We start from the raw sequence: 22,904 nt of genomic DNA, 5'->3' as shown, positions 1-22,904 counted from the left end.
TTAGCTACAACTACTCTGCATTAAGTGCCGCACGAATAAAGCCTTGCTTATCGCGCAATAAGTTCGCGGCTTCATCCGCGGTTAAATCAGCAAGCAACATAAGAATTGCTGTCTTACAGTGACGTCCGCATGCCTCAAGCGCCCGTTCTGCCGCTGCTTCACTGCATCCTGTCGCCTCAACCACAATATTGGTTTGGCGTTGAATCAACTTCGCATTAGTGGCTTCAACATCAACCATAAGATTGCCAAATACCTTACCTGAGCGGATCATCGCGCCGGTAGTCAACATGTTAAGCACCAGCTTTTGTGCAGTACCCGCTTTCATTCTTGATGAACCGGTGACGACCTCAGGGCCAACGATAGGCGTAATCGCGACATCGGCAGCATCAATCATTGGACAAACTGGGTTACACACGATGCAAGCAACAAAAGCGCCCTGCTGCTTGGCGTATTCCATTCCGCCGATCACATAAGGCGTACGGCCACTGGCAGCGATACCCACCAACACATCTTTGTTGCTAAATCCAATATTTTGCAGATCTTCAATCGCTAATTGTGGTGAGTCTTCGGCATTCTCCACCGCTTTAAAAATCGCGGTATGTCCGCCTGCAATCAGCCCAACAACTTGCTCTGCTGGCGTACCATAGGTTGGCGGACATTCACTGGCATCTAAAATACCGAGTCGTCCCGATGTCCCCGCGCCCATGTAAATAAGGCGACCGCCATTGGCAAACGCTTTGGTAATTTCATCGACAACTTGCGTCACTTCGCCCAAGGTTTGTTCAACAGCCAACGCGACTGTTTTATCTTCTGCGTTAATCACTTTCAGCATCTCAAACGTCGATAGCTGATCAATGTTCTGGCTGTGACTATTGCGCGTTTCCGTCACCAAGTGGTCTATCTCTAATTTCATTTCTTTACTCAGATTAACTGTGATTTGCAGCGATAATATTGCTTTCAAAGTCGATAATTAGTGATTGCAGTCACAGGATTTTTTATTCCGAATGCAAGTTTTTATGGAATAATTTACCCCTCCAAGTCTGAGATAGTCTAAGTGCCTTGTGGAACTTGGCTTATACGGCGATTTTTTCTGAATAATCCGTCTCAAAACGGAATATTTGATTGTAACAAATGAAGGAAAATGTGATGTCCATCACCCACAAAATTCTCATTACACGCAACAAGTTATCTGCGAGTGGCAAAAGGATTGCAGATTGGATCATTGCCAACCCAAATGACGCCGTCGCACTAACCAGCCAAGCATTAGCGGCGCAGATCGATGTGGGGCAATCTAGTATCGTTAAATTCACGCAACGACTTGGCTACAGTGGGTTTAGCCAATTTAAGCGTGCGCTGATTGAAGAACTGAGTCGAAAAAGTGCAATACAACACGCGCCACTGCATACCAATATTGATACCAATGACTCCACATCAACCATCATTCAAAAATTGGTTAAAGCCAAATCGGAAGCGATCTTTCAAACCAGCAATGCTTTATTAAATAGCCCGTTCGATCAAGTAGTGAGCTTAGTTAATCAAGCCCATAGAGTGCAGATTGTCGGGATGGGTGGCTCCGCTCTTTCGGGTAAAGATCTCGCATATAAGCTACTCAAACTTGGTATCGCCGTAATTAGCGAATTTGATAGCCATGTACAAATAGGCATTGCCAGAACACTGACAGAGAATGACGTACAGATTGTGATTTCATTTTCGGGACATACCAAAGAGATCAACGCCGCCGCAGAAGCGGCAACCGAGCGCGGCGCGACAGTTATCGCACTGACCGCTCCCACACCGAGTGAACTGCGCGATCTTGCCGATTTCAATTTAGATACCATCGCAGATGAATCTCAGCACCGAGCCTCATCGATGAGCGCTCGCACCGCACAAAACGTGGTAACCGATGCACTGTTTATTAGCCTAGTGAAGCTTAGAGGGGACTCCGGACAAGAGATGTTGCATGATATCGCCTCCCATATTAGGCAGTTAAGTTAGCAATAGATTTTGCGCCAATAGCGATTATTTTTTCTGCCAGATCATCCACTGCTCTTTCCCTGCGAATACCGCAACACTGTCGTCCACTGGTGATGAGGTTATCAATTCAAATTTGGAACCCAGCGCTTGGGCTAGTTCGTTGGTTTTCAAACAAAATGGCGGGAAGCGAGAGCGGTATTCATCGCTGATAACAAAATAACCGATAATTAAGCCGCCACTTGGCAGTAACCTATCAAGCATGGCGAAATAGTCATTCCAATACTCTCTCGGTAGTGCGGCGAGAAATGCTCGCTCATAAATCACATCGAAAGGTTGCGCGAAGTCGGCTTTAAACACATCCCCAAGTACTACCGATTTACCCAACTCGCCGAGTTGATCTTTTGCCACTGCGACCGCTTGTTCACTATAGTCCATCGCAGTGACATCACAACCATAGCGAGTAAAAGCCTTCACTTCATAAGCGGCGCCGCAACCTGGAATAAATACTCGAGAGCTTGATTGCGTTAGTGCAGGCAGAGGATATTTTCCAAGAAACTCTAATAGCTCGTTGGGCGACTGCTTGTTATCCCACGGCATGTTGCCCGTGGTAAATAGCTCATCCCAAAACTGGGCGTCAATTTGTGGTGCTGCTGACTTATCCATATTTAACCCTTCACTTAAAACGAAAGGGATAGACATTTATTGCTTCTATCCCTCTTGCTATCCTTTTTGCTACTTCTTTGAGTCAGCAATTGACGTGCTAGTTAACGCCGATCTTCAATCAATGACGGCACCTCTTGCTCATTAGGGACAAAGATGACATCGCCTTTTAGTTTGGTGACGGATTTTAACGTCGCTTGGATATCTTCGGCAGAAACGTGATTGTCATGGCAATAAAACGTAATGGTGTCTTTCAATCCATCGCTATCAATCAACAAAGAGCCTCTTACAGCATGTCGGCGACATATCTCTTGTACCTGATGCGGATAAATAAACAGCCCTTTCACTTTGATGGCGGAGTCTGCTCGCCCCATCCAGCCTTTGAGGCGCATATTGGTATGAAGTAAGCTCGCATCCTGATCGACCTGCGCGGATAAGTCGCCAGTAGCGTAACGAATCAGAGGGAATTTCTCATCAAACGACGTAACGAGCACTTCACCCACCTCACCTATTTCAACTGGATTACCATCTGGGTCAACAATCTCGACAATGATGTCTTCCGCCACAACCAGCCCCTTTTCTCCAGCGACTTGATAAGCAATCAAACCAAGTTCGGCACTTGCGTAGGCTTGGGCGACGCTGACGCCGTGCTGTTCAAACAAGGCTTGCATATCTGCAGTAACGGCTTCGCCAGAGACAAGTGCTTTGGTTATTGATATCGGCACTTGATAAGTGCACTGATATTGCTCAAGTAAGTTGGCAAGGTAGGAAGGCGTGCCGGTATAGCCACTTGGTTGCAATTGGTGAATCGCTTCAAGTTGCGCTTCGGTATTGCCAACACCTGCAGGGAAAACCGCACAGCCACAAGCACGAGCGCCGCCATCCATAATAAAGCCACCCGGCGAGAAATGATAAGAAAAGCTGTTGTGGACTAACTCTCCTGCACGGAACCCAGCGGCATAAAACGCCCGCCCAGTGCGCCAAAAGTCTTGCTCGTGGCTTTGCCCTTCATAGAGCGGCCCTGGTGATTGAAACACGCGGGCAAGTTGCCCGAGTGCAACCGCATTAATGCCACCACAAGGCGGATGTTGCTTTTGCTGCATGGGCAGATGGAATTTGCGCGTAATTGGCAGCGTTGCTAATGTTTGGCGGTCGATAACCTCGCTAGAGTCGACATGGGAATACAAAGCGCCATAATGTGCGCTTTGTTGGATTGCTGACTCAATTACACTAGGCAGCCTTGCAAACAAATCGCGCTCTCTTTGCACTGCATCCTTAGACTCTTTATCATCAAATTGATCGTTCATCACCGCTCCTTATAGCCAACGCTTACGACGTTTATAAGACTTGAGGTTTTTAAAACTTTTGCGCTCACCTTCACCACCGCCAAGATAAAACTCTTTAACGTCTTCATTGTTAAGTAGCGCGTGTTTAGATCCATCAAGCACGATCTTGCCAGACTCCATGATGTAACCATAATCCGCAGCCTGCAGGGCAAAGTTAGCGTTTTGTTCCACCAGCAGCATGGTAATACCATGTTCTTTGTTGATCTTATCAATGATGCCAAAGACTTCTTTTACCAGCAGCGGCGATAATCCCATTGAAGGCTCATCCAGCAATATCATTTTTGGGCGCGCCATTAATGCCCGTCCAATTGCCAACATCTGCTGCTCACCACCCGAGAGATAACCGGCAAGCCCCGTGCGCTCTTTTAGGCGCGGAAAATAGTTAAACACCATTTCAATGTCTTGCTCGACTTCATTGTCTGTTCGGGTGTAAGCACCTAAACGCAAGTTTTCGATAACCGTCATATCTTCAACGATACGACGCCCCTCCATCACCTGAAAGATCCCTGAGCGGACAATCTCTTCAGGGCTTTTGGTATCAATGCGCTCACCCATAAAGGTAATTTCACCTCGGGTAACTTCACCATCTTCAGTTTTTAGCAAACCTGAAATCGCTTTTAAGGTCGTGGACTTACCTGCCCCGTTGGCGCCAAGTAGAGTTACGATTTTTCCTTTGGGAACTTCTAGGCTCACGCCGCGTAAAACCAGAATCACTTCGTCATACACCACTTCGATGTTGTTTACAGACAACAGGATTTCTTCCGGTTCTAGCTGTTTTGCTAATTCACTCATTAAGCTGCTCCTTGCAAGATGAGGGTTACCCCTCATCTAATCAATCATCCTTAAACGTTAGTAACCTAGCCAATCGTCACGGCGTGACAATGTCACCTCTGCAACTTTATTGATATCGACCTTACCGCCTTGGTTATTACCCATAAACACATTGACCGTTGTCGTACCACGGTGATCATCTTGCTGCCAATTAGCCGGAATACACACGCCTTCTAAGCCTTGCGGTACCCAGTTATCGCGCACATACATGCCTTTCTTAATGTTTTCACCGGTGATGCCACCGTTCGCTTTTGCCCACTCCATGGCTTCTTTCATGTAAAACGCCGAGCATACCCCGCGAATATAGTGGTGGGTTCTAAACTGTTCTGGATCGCTTGACGACTGAGCTGAAATCTCTTGCACCAGCTTCATCCCTTCACTGTCATCACCCCAGAATGCTGTCATACCCGGGAAGACATAGTCTTTCAGTCCATCGCCGGCAGCCTCAATCACAGGTTTATCACCGCCCCAAATATTCGCCATATATTGGAAGTCAGTGCCAACGGTATTACACGATTTAACCAATGAAATCACCGAGCCACCTAAGTTGGCAATGTAACCATAGTTCGTACCCGACTCTTTTAGCGATAGACATTGCGCCTTAAAATCACCTGGTTTAAGGGAAACCACCACTGGGTTTTGAACCTCAAAGCCCAACTCTTCTGCGTATTCAGCACAAGCTTTTTTCGGTGCATTCGGGAATGGGTGGTTATCACCAATATGGGTAAACTTCGGCGCTCCGCTATTGCCTTTGGCATCCCAATCATCCTTGGCCCATTTAACTAAGGCGCGACACGCATCGGAGTAAGAAGCGCCGTAGAAGAAGTTGTAAGGAGCAGGCTTGGCTGTTTTTGGGTTTTTACCCGTAGGATCGGTTAAGTGACCCGAGTAAGAGGCGGAGAATACCGGCACTTTGTCTTTGGTGACGAACGAGATCAGCGCCTCCGTATCGGCAGTGCCCCAACCCTGCATCGCAACCATGTTTTTACGCGCTACCCAACGCTTATAGTTTGAAATGGCAACTGGCACTTTGTAAGCCATATCAACAGTTTCAAACTCAAGCTCTGTGCCATCGATGCCGCCATTAGCATTGATCCATTTCAACGCATCTCGTACCCCTGAACCATAAGGTTTGCTTACGTAAGCCGTCGGACCTGAAAAATCCACCAAGTGTCCAACAAATACCGAATCTTGCGCTTGTACTGTCGCCGTACATAGCGTTGAAGATAGCACCAACGTTGTTGCTAGATATCCTTTGTTCATAACTCGTAATCCTTGTTATTTAGGTTATTTACGCACATGCCAAACTCGGCGTGGCCAACACGCCAAGTTTGGGTATCACACGTGAACTGCTTTCTGATGTTGATTAATAAGAGAACGGATAATGTTTCCAATATGCTCGAATCTGCTGCCAGCGATGCGCGAGACCCTGAGGTTCGAAAATAAGGAACAGCATAATTACCAGTCCGACAGCCATTTCTTTGATATACGCCAGACCGTCAGTAAACGAGGTTGAAGTGCCAAAAACCGACAATCCAGCAACACTAAACTCTAATAGTTCTGGCAGGAGGACGATAAAGATAGTCCCCATTAGGGTTCCTTTCACTGAGCCCAACCCACCGATAATGATCATCGCGAGAAACTGTATCGACATCATGATGGTAAAGCCCTCTGCCGATACAAAACCTAAGTAGTGACCATACAGCGCACCACCAATACCCGCATAAAAGGCACAAATACCAAACGATAACAGACGATACTTGGTTAAATTGATGCCCATGATCTCGGCAGACAGATAGTGATCGCGCACCGAGACAAAGGCTCGACCATCACGAGAACGGATCAGGTTGGCTGCCCACATATACATGAATACCAACGCAAACAGCGCGATATAGAAGAAGCTTTCATCACTGTAGAACTCATAGCCAAACAGATTGACCGGATTGGCACTCGCCCCATAAGAGCCGCCACTAAACCATTCTGCGCGAGCAAAGAAATCTTCCAAAATAAACTGCGCAGCTAAAGTCGCAATAGCTAGGTAAAGCCCTTTGATTCGCGCGGCAGGCAAACCAAATAGCATGCCGACAATCATGGTTAAATAACCCGCCAGAGGAATCGCCAACACCACAGGAATATTGAACTGATTATTTAGCCAAGCTGAAGCAAATGCGCCAAAGCCAAAAAACGCGCCATGACCGAGTGAAATCTGCCCGGTAAAGCCAACCAAAATGTTAAGCCCTAGTGCCGCGATCCCTAGGTAAGCGATCTGAATAAACAAGTTTAAAAAGTAGATATCTAAAACCAGCGGTGCAGCCAACATCGCGATTAAACCCGCCACCGCGAGTGAACGGATGGTTTTAGTTTCAAAAATTGGGGTATCACTTTTGTATGTGGTACGAAAATCACCACACGGACGCATACTTACATGAGCCATATTGTTTCTCCTTAAATACGCTCGATGTCTTTCGTACCAAACAGACCATATGGCTTGAAGGCAAGGATGATTAGCAGCACATAAAATGGTGCAATGTTGTATAGGTTGCCCACTTGCAGATATTGGCTATCAACAAACTCGGCGAGGTTCTCCAATAAGCCGATAGTAATACCGCCAACTATCGCCCCTACCACCGAATCTAAACCTCCTAAAATCACCGCAGGGAACACCTTAATGCCAATAATCGACAGCGCGTCTGATACCCCGTTAACGATACCGATAACAATGCCTGCCGTTGCTGAAACCATGGCGGAAATCGCCCAACTAATCGCAAACACCTTTTTAATTGAAATACCAAGGCTTTGAGCAACTTGCTGGTTAAACGCAGTTGCGCGCATTGCCAAACCCATCTTGCTGAACTTAAAGAACCAATAGAAAGCGCCCATGATGATCACGGAGAAGATCAAACTCAGGATGTAAGCAAACTCGACGTTCAGGCCGCCAATGTTCACCACATTGGTTTCAAATACTTGCGGGTAGGAAACCGCTGAAACGCCGAAGATCCACTTCATCAAAGCTTGGAAGAACATCGACAAACCGATGGTGACCATGATGACCGAGATAATTGGCTCGCCAATTAACGGCCGTAAAACAATGGTTTGCACCGCAATACCAAATACGGTCATAAACGCTAAGGTGAGCAAGAAGCCGAGAAAGAAAGGTAGCTGCAAGTGCACTAATGCGGCCCAACACACCCATGCACCAATCAGTAGAAACTCACCTTGCGCAAAGTTCACCACTTGCGTTGACTTATAAATCAACACAAAACACATGGCGACCACACCGTATAACATGCCAACTATCACGCCATTAATGACGAGCTGTAATAATAAGTCCGTATTCACTATGCGATCCTCCGTTGTTCGCTTTGCTCTGCAACTGGTTCGTGTTCGATCAATGTTTCCACTACCAGTGAAGTTTTGATACGTGTCTTAGTGCCATCTTGATAAGTGATCACCGTATCGACATCGACATTCGGTTGATCGCTATAGATGGTCTCGATAATGTCGCCATACTTCTCTGCTACTACACCACGGCGCACTTTACGTGTTCGAGTTAGCTCACCATCATCAGCATCTAACTCTTTATATAACAATATGAATTTACTCATTTTTTGCGCATCAGGCAGTGACTCGTTCACCTTAAGTACTTCTTCGCGGATCGCCTGGTAAACCTCTGGCTGAGCAGACAGGTTGGTATAGTTGGTAAAAGCGATACCTTTTTGTTCTGCCCACTTAGCCACAATGGCATAGCGAATACAGATGATGGCTGACAACCAAGGGCGCTGTTTACCCAGCACCACCGCTTCAGCAATAAAAGGCGAGAACTTGAGTTTATTTTCAATAAACTGCGGAGAATAACGGTCACCATGGCTGGTTTCAGACATATCTTTCAGGCGATCAATAACCACCAAATGGCCTGATTCTTTAAAGTAGCCCGCATCACCGGTGTGCATCCAACCATCGCGTACATCTTCTTCAAACGCCGCCATGTTGTTGAGATAACCGGTGAACATGCCGCTGCTTTTCGCAATGATTTCCCCCACACCGTTACTGTCTGGGTTAATCACTTTCACTTCGGCATTATCAAAGGCGACACCAACCGAGTCATAGTCCACATCATCCGATTGATGCACCGTGTAAGCGCCGCACATTTCGGTCTGACCATAGAGTTGTTTCAGTGGCACACCAATCGCTTGTAAATAGCGGAAGGTATCGGGACCCATTGCCGCTCCGCCGGTGGCCGCCGATGTTAAGTTGGAAAAACCTAAGCGGTCACGCAGTGCACGCAGCAAAATAAACTCCGCCAATTTAGAACGTTTGCCTTGTTCAAGGGCTTGATTGGCAAGCTTCATGCCCCAGTTATACATCTTCTGCTTAAATGGGGTGGAATCCATCATGCGTGCAGACACGTCAGCGACGATGTTTTCCCATACACGTGGTGCTAACAATACAAAGCTAGGACCGATTTCGCGCAAGTCAGACATCATGGTCTCTTGCTCTTCGACGAAATTTACGATTTGACGCGCCACCAACGCCTGACCCACCACGTACACTTGTTCCATAATCCAAGGTAACGGCAGTACTGAAACATAGTTATCGCTCGGACTACGGGGATCAGCACGCAGATAAGCCGCGCAATGGTCGAGAAATGTGCCGCTGTGCAATAACGCTAATTTCGGTTTAGACGTCGTCCCTGAGGTGGTACAAAGAATCGACAGATCGTCGCCTTTGGTAGCTGCGACTAGCTGAGTGTATCTATCCGGATGAGCTTGATCGATTGCTTGACCTTGCTGATAGAGCTTTTCAACATCAATTAAGCGCGGATCATCATACTTGCGCATGCCGCGAGGGTCGCAATAAACAATGAACTCAACACTGGGAATCTCATCGCCTAATTCGAGTAGTTTGTCACATTGCTCTTCATCTTCGGCAATGACCACTTTGGCTTTCGCGTAGTTAATTAGGTACGCCACTTCTTCATGCATCGAGTCTTGGTAGATCCCCAGCGAATAGGCTTTGATCGCGTGAGCGGCTAATTCTCCCCATACCCATTCAGGTCGATTGTCCCCTAACAGACCTACGACGTCGGTTTCACCGATACCTAACTCTTGTAAAGCCAGCGCCATCCACTTAACGCGATTTTGGTAATCTAGCCAGGTGAACTCACGCCAAATACCGAACTCTTTCTCGCGCATGGCGACATCGTTAGGCCAAAATTGAGCGTTGAACTGCAATACTTTTGGGAAAGTATCTAGGTTCTCGATGTCTGCCCAGTCATTACGTTGCTGCACCATTACGCGCTCTCCTCTAATGTTGGCATCTCTTCACCTAGATAAGCTTTCTTCACATGCGGGTTTTCCATCACCTGATCCGGATTACCCATCGCGATGTGTTTACCAAAATCCAGCACTAACACACGATTCGAGATATCCATCACCACCCCCATGTCGTGTTCGATCATGATAATCGTGATGTCTAGCTCCTCATTGAGATCCATGATAAATCGCGCCATATCCTCTTTTTCTTCGAGGTTCATGCCTGCCATTGGCTCATCAAGCAGTAACAATTTCGGTTTGAGAGCGATGGCTCGTGCCAATTCCACTCGTTTACGCAACCCATAGGAAAGCGTGCCTGCTGTTGCTTTGCGGATATGCTGAATTTCAAGAAAGTCGATCACTTCTTCTACGTATTTTCGGTGTGCCATCTCCTCTTTTTGTGCATTGGAAAACCAGTACAGTGGACCTGTAACAAAGTTATTCTTAAGCAAGTGATGACGACCGACCATGATGTTGTCTAACACAGACATATGAGAAAACAGCGCAAGATTTTGGAAGGTACGCCCAATGCCGAGTTGGGCTCGCTGGCTTGGTGTTCGCTTAGTCACATCTTTACCAGAAAAAACGACTGAGCCTTTATTGGGTGTATAACGCCCTGAAATGCAGTTGAGCATTGAGGTTTTGCCTGCGCCATTTGGCCCAATGATTGAAAAGATTTCCTTTTCATTCACGTGGAAGCTCACATCGGTCAGCGCTTTAACCCCACCAAAAGCCAATGAAATATCGTTTACCTGCAATAGAGGTGTCTCCGATACCATAGTTGATCTCCCTATCATTTGTTTCGTGCGTTTCTATAACCACTATTTGAAATCAAACTTAACTTTGATACCGGCAACAGCTTTAAAACCTATGCATCAACTTGTTAATTCAGTTTACGTAAACGTCAACTAAGATTCAGAATAGTGTCTCGATGGTTAAGTTGCAAACCAGTTCCTGATTAAAGATTTGAACTAGCGCAAGTTTTTGGTAAATAAAATGTTAACAGTTAATAAGAGGTTTATTCACTTAACTACATATTGGGATAGTTTGGTCCACCCCCACCTTCTGGCGGTGTCCAATCAATATTTTGACTGGGATCTTTGATGTCGCAGGTCTTGCAGTGAATGCAGTTGGCCGCATTGATTTGCAACACGGGTTGCGCCCTAGATTCCGACGAGGAGTTCGGCGCAGAGTTTAGAGTGGTCTGCTGCTGATCTTGCACAATTTCATACACTCCCGCAGGGCAATATCGCTGGGCAGGTTCAGCATACAATTCAAGGTTCTGCTCGATTGGAATTCGCTCACTCTGCAAGCGTAAATGACAAGGTTGATTCTCTTCGTGGTAAATATTTGAGAGAAATACCGATGAGAGTCGATCAAAACTGAGTAACCCGTCTGGTTTAGGATATTCGATCACTTGAGAGGAATTAGCCAACATCAATGTTTGATAGTCAGGCCTGTCGCAACGTATGTTCCACGGGGCGTTACCGTTTAGAATGCTCTGTTCAAGTAACGCAATACCGCCCCCACCTAATGTGCCATAGCGATGAATGCCATGGGAGAAGTTTCTTGCTTTATAGAGTTCGTCATACAACCAAGATTGCTCAAAATGTTTCTGGTAGTCAGCCATTTCCATTTTATTCGCTAACGCTTCAACCACCGATTCCGCAGCCAACATACCTGACTTCATTGCGGTGTGTGTCCCTTTAATTTTCGCGGGGTTGAGCGTACCTGCATCGCAGCCGATCAATAAGCCACCAGCAAACTGCTGAGTGGGTAAAGAGTGGTAACCGCCTTTAGTAATCGCCCTTGCCCCATAGCTTATTCGTTTACCATTTTTTAAGCATTGGCTAAATAGTGGATGGTGCTTAAGGCGTTGAAATTCTTCGAAAGGACTAAGGTGTGGATTGCTGTAGTTCAGGTCGACAATCAACCCAACAGCCACTTGGTTGTTCTCAAGATGATAAAGATAGCTGCCACCTGTCGCCTCTTTTTGTAATGGCCAACCAGTGCCATGCACCACGAGACCGGGTTGATGCTGCTCAGAGGGCACTTGCCAAAGCTCTTTAAATCCAATGGCGTAATGCTGTGCAACTTGCTCAGAGTCTAGTTGAAAATGTTTGATCATTTGCTTGCCCAAATGCCCGCGCGCGCCCTCTGCAAACAAGGTAAATTGGGCTCTAAGTTCAATTCCAGGCTCAAAATTTGCTTTTGGATCCCCCGCCTTATCCAGCCCCATATCTCCGGTGATCACGCCCTTCACTTTTCCATCATCAATAATGGGGTGAGCGGCACTAAACCCCGCATACACCTCAACACCGAGCGACTCTGCTTGCTCTGCTAACCAGCGGCACAAATTGCCTAGGCTTATTATATAGTTATCATGGTTATGCAGCGATTTGGGTACCGCCCAAGGTGCCAATTCATAACTGTCGTTTTCACTAGTGAGATAACAAGTTTTATCCTCAGTCACCGCCGTTTGTAACGGTGCCCCAAGGCTTTGCCACTGCGGGAACAGCTCTGCCAAGCTGGTGGTATCAAACAGTGCTCCAGACAAGATATGAGCGCCAACTTCCGAGCCCTTCTCTACCACACACACCGAGATGTCTTGCTGCTGCTCGACGGCTAATTGTTTGATCTTACACGCAGCCGAAAGCCCTGCGGGACCGGCACCAACAATCAGCACATCAAATTCCATGCAGTCTCTTTCCATGGTTTCTTTCCTTTTTATTGTTATGTTGCCAACTTGTTAATCATCAATATATTTTAAGTTGACGTAAACGTAAAGGTAAATTAACATAAATTTAAACAACACAACATGACGTACAAGTAACCACAATATCTTCACTGTAAAAAGGAATAGAACGTGAAAATACTAGTGCCGGTAAAAAGGGTCATCGACCCCTACATTAAGGTTCGCGTAAAGCCAGATAACAGCGACGTAGAAACGAACAATGTCAAAATGACGATTAACCCGTTTTGTGAGATAGCGGTAGAAGAAGCCGTTAGGCTCAAAGAGCAAGGGATTGCCGAAGAAGTTATTGTGGTCAGTGCGGGGGAAACAAATAGTCAAGAGCAGTTACGCACTGCCCTCGCCCTCGGAGCGGATCGAGCCATTCATATTGATACCGAAAACAATATCGAGCCGTTGATTGTGGCGAAGTTATTGAAAGCCGTAGCAGAACGTGAGCAAGTAAGCCTAGTGATCACGGGTAAACAATCGATTGATACTGACAATAATCAAGTCGCACAAATGCTGTCTGCCCTCATGGATTGGCCGCAAGCGACGTTTGCTTCTGAAGTGTCGATCTCAGATCAACAACTACAAGTCACTCGAGAAGTGGATGGTGGATTGATGACTGTTGCGATGCCTTTACCTGCCGTGGTCAGTACCGACCTTCGCCTCAACGAACCTCGCTTCGCTTCATTACCTAATATCATGAAAGCAAAGAAAAAACCGATGAGTGTCGAGACACCAGAGGGTCTTGGGGTTGAAGTAAGATTTTCTCAGACCATTAATGAAGTCAAGCCGCCACAACCACGCAAAAGTGGTATTAAAGTGGCGAGCGTTGAAGAACTACTCGACAAACTACGTAATGAAGCCAAGGTGATCGAATGAAGAACTTAATCATCGCAGAACACGACAACCATCAACTTCATGCTGATACGCTCAAAGTCATTGATGCTGCTCGCCAAGTCAGTGAAGAAAACACGCTATTAGTGATTGGTAGTGACTGCCAAACCGTTGCACAGCAGGCAAGCCAAGCGAACCATGTCGCGCAAGTATTGGTTATCGATAGCCCCAACTATCTCCATCATTTCGCAGAAAACCTAGCTCCTGTGATTGCCAATCTCGCCTCAGACTTTCAAGCCGTTTGGTTTTGTGCCTCTTCAAAAGGTAAAGACCTCTCTCCTCGCGTCGCCGCTAAACTTGATGTTGGGCAGATTTCCGATATCGTTCAAGTCGTCAATCAAGATACCTTTATTCGCCCTATTTATGCAGGTAACGCCTTCGCGAGTGTCACAACAAGCGATCCTGTTCGCGTGATCACGGTTCGTCCATCCGCGCTCGAACCTGTTGAGCTTAGCAACACCGCGCCTATCGAAAGTTACCAGACAGATTTAACCCAAGCGCAAGTGACGCTCATCAGCGTTGATAAAACTGAAAGTGAGCGTCCTGAATTAACCGCGGCTGAAGTGGTGGTGTCAGGCGGAAGAGGCGTTGGCAGCAAAGAGAACTTTGCTTTGATCGAGCAAGTCGCGGACAAATTGGGCGCAGCGATTGGCGCTTCACGAGCCGCGGTAGACGCCGGGTATGTCGCCAATGATCTGCAAGTAGGACAGACGGGTAAAATCGTCGCGCCGAAACTCTATATTGCTGTTGGTATCTCAGGAGCAATTCAACATTTAGCCGGTATGAAAGAATCGAAAGTGATAGTCGCAATCAACAAAGATCCTGATTGTCCTATATTTGAAATAGCAGACTATGGTTTGGTCGGCGACCTTTTTGAAATTCTGCCACAGCTCGTCGAGCAGCTGTAATCAGTACAACTGATCAGATATCAGACTTCTATGTATGCAATAGCTGTATGCATGGCTATATACACCGAAGGGGATTAGCGGTTTGCTCCCCTTTTGTCGTTACTACACAATCTTTGGTTGCCGTGATCAAGCGCCATCAGCAATAAACACTAAACACTAAACACTAAACAGGAACACCGTTTCAAGGGAAACATGACGGAGTAATTCATAATGAAGGAATCACCAATATGGTCGCCAACAGAAGAGCGAATTGCCAACAGTAACCTTGCTCGCTTTATCGAACAAATAAACCATCTTGATAACTCTGAGCCAATTTCGGATTACTCCTCACTTCACCAATGGTCACTAACGCACAACGAGGAATTTTGGCGCCAAACTTGGCATTTCTGTGATGTGGTTGGTGAGTTGGGCGAAAAGACCAAGACTATCGGCGCTCCTAAATGGCAACAGCCAGCCCTAAACAGAGATGCGCTATGGTTTGAAGATAGCCAATTGAATTACACCGAAAACCTGCTTAAGAATGCGTTAAACGCCGCATTGAAGCACTCAGATCGCGCGTTTATTACCTTTACTAACGAGCAAAATCAGCAGCGCTCTCTCACCGGACAGCAACTTATTGATCAAGTCTACTGTGTGCAAACTTGGTTACGAGAGTGCGGTGTGAGCCAAGGCGACGTTGTAGCAGGCTATTTGCCCTACATTCCAGAAGCGGTTATTGCTATGCTCGCCGCCACCAGCCTCGGAGCAATATGGACCTCAACCTCTCCAGACTTTGGTGTAGACAGTGTCATTGAACGCTTTGGTCAGGTTTCTCCCAAGGTTCTTTTCTGCTGTGATGGGTATCAGTTTAACGGTAAGACTTTCCCGATGCAGGAAAAGAACGCAGCCATTAGTAAAGAGCTAAATCGCAGCAAATCACTTAACGACACATCATTTGACGAAAAAGCATCTAACGGAAAGATAAGCCGCAACATCAAGGTCTGCCAGATCGACTATCTAAATACTCAATCTCAATCAAACCCAACAACCGAGTCTGACTTCATCACGTGGCAAGATCTTTTAACCAAATTCACCGCGAGCTCATCACCGCAACGACTCACCTTTCAACGCGTACCATTCAACCATCCACTCTTCATTCTTTACTCATCAGGAACAACCGGACAACCTAAATGCATCGTGCATTCTGTTGGAGGTACGCTGCTTAATCACTTAAAAGAACACGTGTTACACTGTGACGTAAAACCTAATGACAACGTGTTCTATTACACCACATGTGGGTGGATGATGTGGAATTGGCATGTATCGTCGCTCGCCTCGGGCGTGACATTAGTGATTTATGATGGAAATCCCGTCTATCCTGATAACAGCACACTATGGCGCCTAGCCGAGCAGCAATCCGTCAGCTTATTTGGCACGTCAGCAAAGTACCTAGAAGCGATCGAACACAGTCATTATTCCCCAAATCAAGAATTTAAATTGCCTAACCTGCGCACCCTTTGCTCAACGGGTTCGGCGCTTTATCCGGAACAATTTAGTTATGTATATCAGAACATTAAATCTGATTTACATCTTGCTTCCATCTCAGGTGGCACCGATATTTGCGGCTGTTTTGTACTCGGCAACCCTATCTCACCGCTTTACAAAGGAGAATGCCAACACGCGGGATTAGGCGTGGATGCACAAGTACTGAATGACAAAGGCGAGCGGGTAATACAACAACGTGGCGAGCTCACCTGCGTCAATTCTCTGCCTAATTTCCCTATCGGTTTTTGGAATGATGATGGCGAACGCTACCACAACGCATATTGGGACAAATTCCAAGATATTTGGCACCATGGTGATGATGTCATGCAACGCAATACGGATGGCTTTGTCTTCTACGGGCGCAGTGACGCGACCCTAAACCCCGGAGGCGTAAGGATCGGCACCGCAGAGATTTATCAGCAGGTTAATCATATCGCGGGCGTGGAGGATTCCGTTGCCGTAGGCAAATTGAATCAACAAACAGAAGAGATATGGCTGATGGTAAAACTTGAGAAAAACATTGCTCTTAATCAGACACTTAAAGACCAAATTAGCGCTGTATTGAAAAACAATTGTTCTCCACGCCATGTACCAAAGCAGATATTTGCCATTAGCGATATCCCCAAAACCCGCTCAGGTAAAATCGTTGAGTTAGCGGTAAAACAAGTAATCAATGGTCAAGAGGTAAAAAATGTCGGCGCTATCGCTAACCCAGAGATATTAGATGAGATAAAAGCGGTCACCTCTGCTATCAACTCCTAATATCACGGCGGTATCGCTGTGATTTCCGCAGTTAAAGCCGTCATAAAATCGAGATGTCAAGCAAAGAGGCGCAGGTAAGCACGTCCACTTGCGCCTATTGCTAACCTTTCACTGTAAGTCGTTTTGCTTCGCTCTAATTAACCGAGCGTCTTTACCAAAGTCGTGATTTATAAGTTATAAATCCCCAAATCACCCATTGTTCAACTCTTTATTATGTTGCGAATTTGTTATTTCAACTAGTGATAATATTCATATTTATTAAGTCGCCTTCGCAATTATTAGCATTTTACACTGTAAAACGCCCTTGTAAGACAGAGTTTACTGATTCCACTCAATAGACTTGATGCAATGTTTAACATTTTATTTACACTTAACGTATAAGTTTATATCGAGATTCGTCGCTGTTTTACTCCGCTTTGCCAGCAGTAACTAGCAACACACTCTCCAATTGCAGCAGACAGTGTTGTGATTAGCTGAAAAAGCAAGTATTGAGCAAGTCGAAGATCGTTAGAGCTATTAGTAATCTTCAAAGTCTGACTACCCATACGGACTTTGATTAAAGTGAACAGTTGCCGTCCAAAAGACAAGCAACGTCAAAAGGAGCTTGAGATGAACGTTCAGGCATTACCCATGCACCGGTTTATCGACCATGATGGGAACCTCGTCAGCCAACTACCCAACTGGGCTGATCTCGACACTTTAGTCGGGTTTTATCAAGATATGGTGCTAACGCGCACCTACGACAACAAAGCCGTGGCGCTACAACGCACAGGTAAACTCGGTACTTACCCTTCACACCTTGGTTCAGAGGCAATTGGCATCGCCGTTGGGCGCTCACTCAAAGTCAGTGATGTATTCGTTCCCTACTATCGCGATATGCCCGCCATGTGGTGTCGCGGTGTCGCAATGGAAAAAAACCTTCAATATTGGGGCGGTGACGAAAGAGGCAGTGACTTTACGCCGCAAGGCAGCCCTTTTCCGAGCAAAGATTTACCGTTTTGCGTGCCAATCGCTACCCAGTGTACCCATGCAGTCGGCGTGGCTTCAGCTCTCAAAATTAAAGGCAATCATGACGCTGCGCTGGTGATGTGTGGCGATGGTGGCACATCAAAAGGTGACTTCCTAGAGTCGATTAATTGTGCAGGTGCTTGGAACATACCTTTAGTATTCATGGTTAACAACAATCAATGGGCGATTTCGGTACCACGTCGTTTGCAATGTGCCGCTGAATTTCTCTCCGAGAAAGCCAAAGGAGCCGGAATTCCGGGTATTACCGTCGATGGTAATGATGTGGTTGCGGTTTACGACGCAACCATGACGGCATTAGAACGTGCAAGAAAGGGGAAAGGTGCAACCTTAATCGAAGCCATCAGTTACCGTTTGAGCGACCACACCACCGCCGACGACGCAACTCGCTACCGTAACGAAGATGAAGTGCAAACTGCATGGCAATATGAACCGATTCGTCGCTTAAAACTGTTTTTGACCCACCAAGGTGTTTGGAGCCACCAACAAGAAATAGAGTGGCAAGAGCATTGCAAAAATGAAGTGGAATTAGCCGTTGAACGTTACTTAAATACACCAAACCAAGCGCCAGAAACAGGCTTTGACTACCTCTATGAATCTCTTCCACTAGAACTCCACCCGCAAAGAGATCATCTGATCAACAAAGCAATGCGCATGCAAGGAGGCAAACATGGCTGAACTAACTTTAGTTGAGGCAGTGAACCTCGCGCTCCATCATGAAATGGAGCAAGACTCGAATGTTGTCGTGCTCGGTGAAGATGTCGGCGACAATGGCGGTGTTTTCCGTGCCACGGTCGGTCTAAAACAGAAATTTGGTCTTAAGCGTGTGATTGATACACCGCTAGCCGAAGCGCTGATTGGCGGAGTGACCGTGGGTATGGCGACGCAAGGGCTACGCCCTGTGGCGGAGTTCCAGTTTCAAGGCTTTGTCTTCCCTGCTATGGAACATTTGATGTGTCATGCCGCACGGATGCGCAATCGCACACGCGGTAGGCTCACCTGCCCAGCCGTTTTTCGTGCGCCTTTTGGCGGTGGTATCCACGCTCCTGAGCACCATTCAGAAAGTGTCGAAGCGCTATTTGCCCACACAGCCGGTTTCAAGGTCATCGTGCCTTCTTCCCCACAACGCGCTTACGGTCTATTGCTCGCGGCGATTCGCAGTAACGATCCGGTGATGTTCTTTGAACCTAAGCGCATCTATCGTACCGTTAAATCGCAGGTAGTCGATAACGGTGAAGCGCTGCCACTCGATAGCTGTTTTACCCTGCGTAAAGGACGCGACATTACTCTGGTAACTTGGGGAGCGTGTGTGGTGGAATCTCTTCAAGCTGCACAAGCATTATCTACCCAAGGCATCGAGGTTGAAGTGATCGACTTAGCCAGCATTAAGCCGATTGATACCGCGACGATATTCCGCTCCTTAGAGAAAACCGGACGCTTACTGATTGTCCATGAAGCCAGTAAGACTTGTGGTGTCGGCGCTGAGCTGTTGGCGCGCACCGCTGAACATGCGATGTGCCTGCTCAAAGCACCACCAAAGCGCGTAACCGGAATGGACACCATCATGCCCTACTACCGCAATGAAGATTATTACATGATCCAACAAGACGATATTGTGCTTGCAGCGCGTGAACTTATGGAGGATTGGCAATGAAAACCTTTAACTTACCCGATCTTGGCGAAGGGCTCGCCGAGTCAGAAATTGTAAAATGGCATATCAATGTTGGTGACATGGTTGAGCTTGATCAGGTGGTTCTCACCGTAGAGACCGCCAAAGCCACTGTCGATGTTCCAGCGCCCTACAGTGGTCGCATTGTTTCTCGTCATGGTGAAGAAGGCGATATCGTCAATATCGGCGCTCTATTACTGGAGATCGATGAGACAGGTGCAACCTCTTCCACCTCTGAGCACAGCAAACAAACAAAGAAAGCGGACGCTGCCACAGTAGTCGGTAACGTATCCCAGCATGCGCACAGTGTAAACGTTGACGATTTTTGGATTGGTGGCGAGCACAACCCGTCAGCAGATATTTTAGTGACTGCCCTGCCATCTGCTCGCTTGCTTGCCAACAAACTGGGTGTCGATATCAATCGAATCAAAGGCAGTGGACAGGATGGACTGATCGTTGACGCAGACGTTTACAACGAAGCAGGCAAACAACGCCCAGGTACTGAAGTACTTAAAGGTGCGCGGCGCACAATGGTGTCGACCATGGCAGAGTCACACCACAACGTTGCAGCCGTAACCATTACAGAAGAGGCGGTACTCGATGGCTGGAAGCCACAAGAAGATATCAGTATCCGCTTGATACAAGCAGTCGTCCACGCTTGCCAAGAAGAACCTGCTATGAACGCTTGGTTTGATGCTGAAACCATGACCCGATGTGTGCACACCACAGTCAACATTGGTATTGCTGTAGATAGCCGCCATGGTTTGTATGTGCCCGTGCTGCGCCATGCCGATGAATATCAGCCTCATGATGTGCGCCGCTGGTTAGATGAAACCGTTCAAGGCATTCGCGAGCGAAAAATTGGTCGCGAGCAGCTTCAACATGCCACCATTACCCTGTCTAACTTCGGCGCGATCGCGGGCATCTATGCCACACCAGTTGTGACTCCGCCACAAGTCGCGATTGTCGGTGCTGGTCGAATAATCGAAAAAGTGGTGATAAGGGATGGAAAAGCCATCGCAGTGAAAGCAATGCCTCTGTCGATTACCTTTGACCACCGAGCATGTACCGGTGGTGAGGCAGCAAGATTTACCAAAGCGCTCACTCAGCATCTCGGCAGATCAGGCAGTTAACGCTTTATACCAATCAGGATAAGTAAGTGGTCAGCTAATTGCGCAAGGAAAATCGCTTAGAACTAGGCGCAGGTTGCCGCTAACTAGTTATTCTAATTACAAAACCTGCAACAACGTTATCAGCGATTTTAATCAGCAAGAATGATCAAAGACTTATGCTGATTGGTATTAATCCAGAGGATGCACACAAAACAACGACCAACTTATAAGCGAGAGTTGGACTTATAACCAGAGGGACCAAGGATGGACAGAGAGTGTATGGAATTTGATGTGGTGATTGTTGGCGCGGGTCCAGCTGGGCTTAGCGCTGCATGCCACTTGGCACAACTCAACCAGCAGGTAGAATCACCGTTATCGATCTGTGTGATCGACAAAGGCTCCGAAGTTGGCGCACATATACTCTCTGGCGCGGTGTTTGAAACTCGAGCACTCGATGAGCTTTTCCCAGATTGGCAATCTCTCGGTGCACCGGTTTGCAACCCAGTCGAGCGTGATGCCATGCTCTATCTCACCACAGAGCATAATCATGTTCGACTGCCCCAGTTTTTAATTCCCAAACCGATGCACAATAATGCCAACAACCACGTGATCAGCCTAGCGAACTTGTGTCGCTGGCTTGGTGCACAAGCAGAGGAGCTCGGCGTCGAGATCTACCCCGGCTTCGCGGCAGCGTCGATAAACTATGATGAGCAAAACAAAGTAACGGGCATCAATACCGTCGATATGGGAATCGATAAAAACGGCGAGAAGAAAAGTAATTTTGAGGCTGGTATTGAGCTTAAAGCCAAGTTTACGATTTTTGCAGAAGGTTGCCGCGGACATTTAGGCAAACAGCTAATCCAACACTTTGAACTGGATAAAGGCAAACAACCTCAACACTACGCGTTAGGCTTAAAAGAGATTTGGCAACTGCCAGCAGATAGCGCAGCCAACGCTGGCACAGTGATTCATACCACTGGCTGGCCACTCAGTGAGTCTGATACCACCGGCGGTGGTTTTCTCTACCATATGGAAGATAACCAAATAAGCGTCGGGCTGATTGTCGACTTAAACTATACCAATGCTTACCTTAGCCCCTTTGATGAATTCCAACGCTTTAAACACCACCCTGCTATTAGCCAACATATACATGGCGCAGAACGCATCGCTTATGGTGCAAGAGCAATCGCCAAAGGTGGGCTATCTTCCTTACCGAAGCAACAGTTCCCGGGCGGTTTATTAATTGGCTGTGATGCCGGAACACTCAACGTTGCGAAAATTAAAGGCAGCCATACCGCGATGAAATCCGGCTTACTTGCCGCCGAAGCAATTCATCAAGCGGTTAAAGAGTCGAAAGCCGAGCCTGACTACCAAACTCTGTTTGAACAATCATGGTTATTTGAAGAGTTGCATGAGTCACGTAACTTTGGCGCTTCAATTCACAAGTTTGGCAGTGTGCTTGGCGGCGCGTTGTCGACTTTGGAACACAACCTTTGGCAGCCCCTACTCAATCAGCCCTTGCCTTGGACGCTAAAAGATAAAGCGCACGATCATGAAACGTTAAAACCCATCCGTGATTGCCAGCCCATCCACTACCCAAAACCTGACGGCATTGTCAGCTTTGATAAGCCGTCCTCGGTCTACCTATCAGCCACGCAGCATGAAGAAAACCAACCTTGCCACTTGCACCTTGTCGACCAAACTATCCCGATTGACGTTCACTTAAGTGAGTTTGATGAGCCAAGCCAACGTTATTGCCCTGCCGGTGTCTATGAAGTGATCGCCGACAGTGGTAAACCTCGCTTACAGATTAATGCCAGTAACTGCGTCCACTGTAAAACCTGTGACATTAAAGACCCGTCAAAAAACATCATCTGGAATGCGCCAGAAGGTGGCGGCGGACCGGGGTATCGGAATATGTAACAGCGAAGTTCTGTGTCAAAACTAAGCCACGAATTCACAGTTAAACACCTAAATATGCTCGATGGTTAAACGCTAAGGCATCCTAATTCGTTTTAGTAACGAGCAGTACATAGATGCGAAAAAACACTGAACCTGTGCCGTACAAATGAAACTGTAATTTGATGTAAGTGACGATTACATTAAATTATAATTGAATATTATCAACAACTTAGAATGAAAAAAC

General features: G+C 46.9%; 18 protein-coding genes. 8 read left to right on the top strand and 10 right to left on the bottom strand.

The genetic code is table 11. The annotated features are described in order from the left end of the window. Positions 1-10: 10 nt before the first annotated feature. Positions 11-913 carry an N-acetylmuramic acid 6-phosphate etherase gene (murQ, locus tag IRQ95_RS05910; RefSeq protein WP_194436073.1) on the bottom strand — a complete coding sequence of 301 codons (903 nt, stop codon included), beginning with the start codon at positions 911-913 and terminating at the stop codon, positions 11-13. A gap of 233 nt (positions 914-1,146) precedes the next feature. Between murQ and IRQ95_RS05905 the strand changes: the two genes are divergently transcribed. Continuing rightward, positions 1,147-1,995 (top strand): MurR/RpiR family transcriptional regulator, encoded by an 849-nt coding sequence (locus tag IRQ95_RS05905; RefSeq protein ID WP_194436072.1) that lies wholly within the window; start codon positions 1,147-1,149, stop codon positions 1,993-1,995. 24 nt (positions 1,996-2,019) lie between these two features. Here the strand turns inward: IRQ95_RS05905 and IRQ95_RS05900 are convergent, their stop codons facing one another. From IRQ95_RS05900 to IRQ95_RS05860, 9 genes are all read right to left on the bottom strand, one after another. Then, complete coding sequence (locus tag IRQ95_RS05900) at positions 2,020-2,673, bottom strand: methyltransferase domain-containing protein (protein ID WP_228481307.1); 654 nt, start codon at positions 2,671-2,673, stop codon at positions 2,020-2,022. Positions 2,674-2,738: 65 nt separating this feature from the next. Next, the gene (locus tag IRQ95_RS05895) at positions 2,739-3,941 is read right to left on the bottom strand and encodes a phenylacetate--CoA ligase family protein (protein ID WP_194436071.1); all 1,203 of its coding nucleotides are present in this window, start codon (positions 3,939-3,941) and stop codon (positions 2,739-2,741) included. A 9-nt stretch (positions 3,942-3,950) separates the two neighbouring features. Further along, entirely contained in the window at positions 3,951-4,772 is an 822-nt protein-coding gene (locus IRQ95_RS05890; protein WP_075650284.1) for an ABC transporter ATP-binding protein, read from the bottom strand. Between the two features lie 57 nt (positions 4,773-4,829). After that, positions 4,830-6,074, bottom strand: a complete 1,245-nt coding sequence (locus IRQ95_RS05885; protein ID WP_194436070.1) for an ABC transporter substrate-binding protein — start codon at positions 6,072-6,074, stop codon at positions 4,830-4,832. Between the two features lie 103 nt (positions 6,075-6,177). Continuing rightward, positions 6,178-7,245, bottom strand: a complete 1,068-nt coding sequence (locus IRQ95_RS05880) for a branched-chain amino acid ABC transporter permease (RefSeq protein ID WP_075650280.1) — start codon at positions 7,243-7,245, stop codon at positions 6,178-6,180. Between the two features lie 11 nt (positions 7,246-7,256). Then, positions 7,257-8,150 (bottom strand): ABC transporter permease subunit, encoded by an 894-nt coding sequence (locus IRQ95_RS05875; RefSeq protein ID WP_194436069.1) that lies wholly within the window; start codon positions 8,148-8,150, stop codon positions 7,257-7,259. Then, positions 8,150-10,102: a long-chain fatty acid--CoA ligase gene (locus tag IRQ95_RS05870; RefSeq protein WP_194436068.1), complete on the bottom strand. Its 1,953-nt coding sequence runs from the start codon at positions 10,100-10,102 to the stop codon at positions 8,150-8,152. Before IRQ95_RS05870 ends, IRQ95_RS05875 begins: the two co-directional genes overlap by 1 nt. Beyond that, positions 10,102-10,902, bottom strand: a complete 801-nt coding sequence (locus IRQ95_RS05865; RefSeq protein WP_075650274.1) for an ABC transporter ATP-binding protein — start codon at positions 10,900-10,902, stop codon at positions 10,102-10,104. The genes IRQ95_RS05870 and IRQ95_RS05865 overlap by 1 nt, the downstream gene beginning before the upstream one ends. A gap of 251 nt (positions 10,903-11,153) precedes the next feature. Then, positions 11,154-12,836 carry an electron transfer flavoprotein-ubiquinone oxidoreductase gene (locus IRQ95_RS05860; protein ID WP_194436067.1) on the bottom strand — a complete coding sequence of 561 codons (1,683 nt, stop codon included), beginning with the start codon at positions 12,834-12,836 and terminating at the stop codon, positions 11,154-11,156. 153 nt (positions 12,837-12,989) lie between these two features. On the opposite strand from IRQ95_RS05860, the gene IRQ95_RS05855 reads away from it, so the two are divergent. From IRQ95_RS05855 to IRQ95_RS05825, 7 genes are all read left to right on the top strand, one after another. After that, entirely contained in the window at positions 12,990-13,742 is a 753-nt protein-coding gene (locus IRQ95_RS05855) for an electron transfer flavoprotein subunit beta/FixA family protein (protein WP_194436066.1), read from the top strand. Next, on the top strand, positions 13,739-14,665 hold the full coding sequence (locus IRQ95_RS05850) for an electron transfer flavoprotein subunit alpha/FixB family protein (protein WP_194436065.1): 927 nt from the start codon (positions 13,739-13,741) through the stop codon (positions 14,663-14,665). The genes IRQ95_RS05855 and IRQ95_RS05850 overlap by 4 nt, the downstream gene beginning before the upstream one ends. Positions 14,666-14,875: 210 nt before the next feature. After that, the gene (locus IRQ95_RS05845) at positions 14,876-16,951 is read left to right on the top strand and encodes an acetoacetate--CoA ligase (RefSeq protein ID WP_194436064.1); all 2,076 of its coding nucleotides are present in this window, start codon (positions 14,876-14,878) and stop codon (positions 16,949-16,951) included. A gap of 609 nt (positions 16,952-17,560) precedes the next feature. Beyond that, positions 17,561-18,655, top strand: a complete 1,095-nt coding sequence (gene pdhA / locus IRQ95_RS05840; RefSeq protein WP_123781923.1) for a pyruvate dehydrogenase (acetyl-transferring) E1 component subunit alpha — start codon at positions 17,561-17,563, stop codon at positions 18,653-18,655. Then, the gene (locus IRQ95_RS05835; protein ID WP_194436063.1) at positions 18,648-19,631 is read left to right on the top strand and encodes an alpha-ketoacid dehydrogenase subunit beta; all 984 of its coding nucleotides are present in this window, start codon (positions 18,648-18,650) and stop codon (positions 19,629-19,631) included. The genes pdhA and IRQ95_RS05835 overlap by 8 nt, the downstream gene beginning before the upstream one ends. Further along, complete coding sequence (locus IRQ95_RS05830) at positions 19,628-20,779, top strand: dihydrolipoamide acetyltransferase family protein (protein WP_194436062.1); 1,152 nt, start codon at positions 19,628-19,630, stop codon at positions 20,777-20,779. The genes IRQ95_RS05835 and IRQ95_RS05830 overlap by 4 nt, the downstream gene beginning before the upstream one ends. 243 nt (positions 20,780-21,022) lie before the next feature. Continuing rightward, positions 21,023-22,681 carry an electron transfer flavoprotein-ubiquinone oxidoreductase gene (locus tag IRQ95_RS05825; protein WP_194436061.1) on the top strand — a complete coding sequence of 553 codons (1,659 nt, stop codon included), beginning with the start codon at positions 21,023-21,025 and terminating at the stop codon, positions 22,679-22,681. Positions 22,682-22,904 lie beyond the last annotated feature (223 nt).

It is taken from the genome of Vibrio fluminensis (assembly GCF_015278125.1).
GTDB classification, from domain to species: Bacteria; Pseudomonadota; Gammaproteobacteria; order Enterobacterales; family Vibrionaceae; genus Vibrio; species Vibrio fluminensis.
This window is presented reverse-complemented; position numbering and strand designations above follow the sequence as displayed.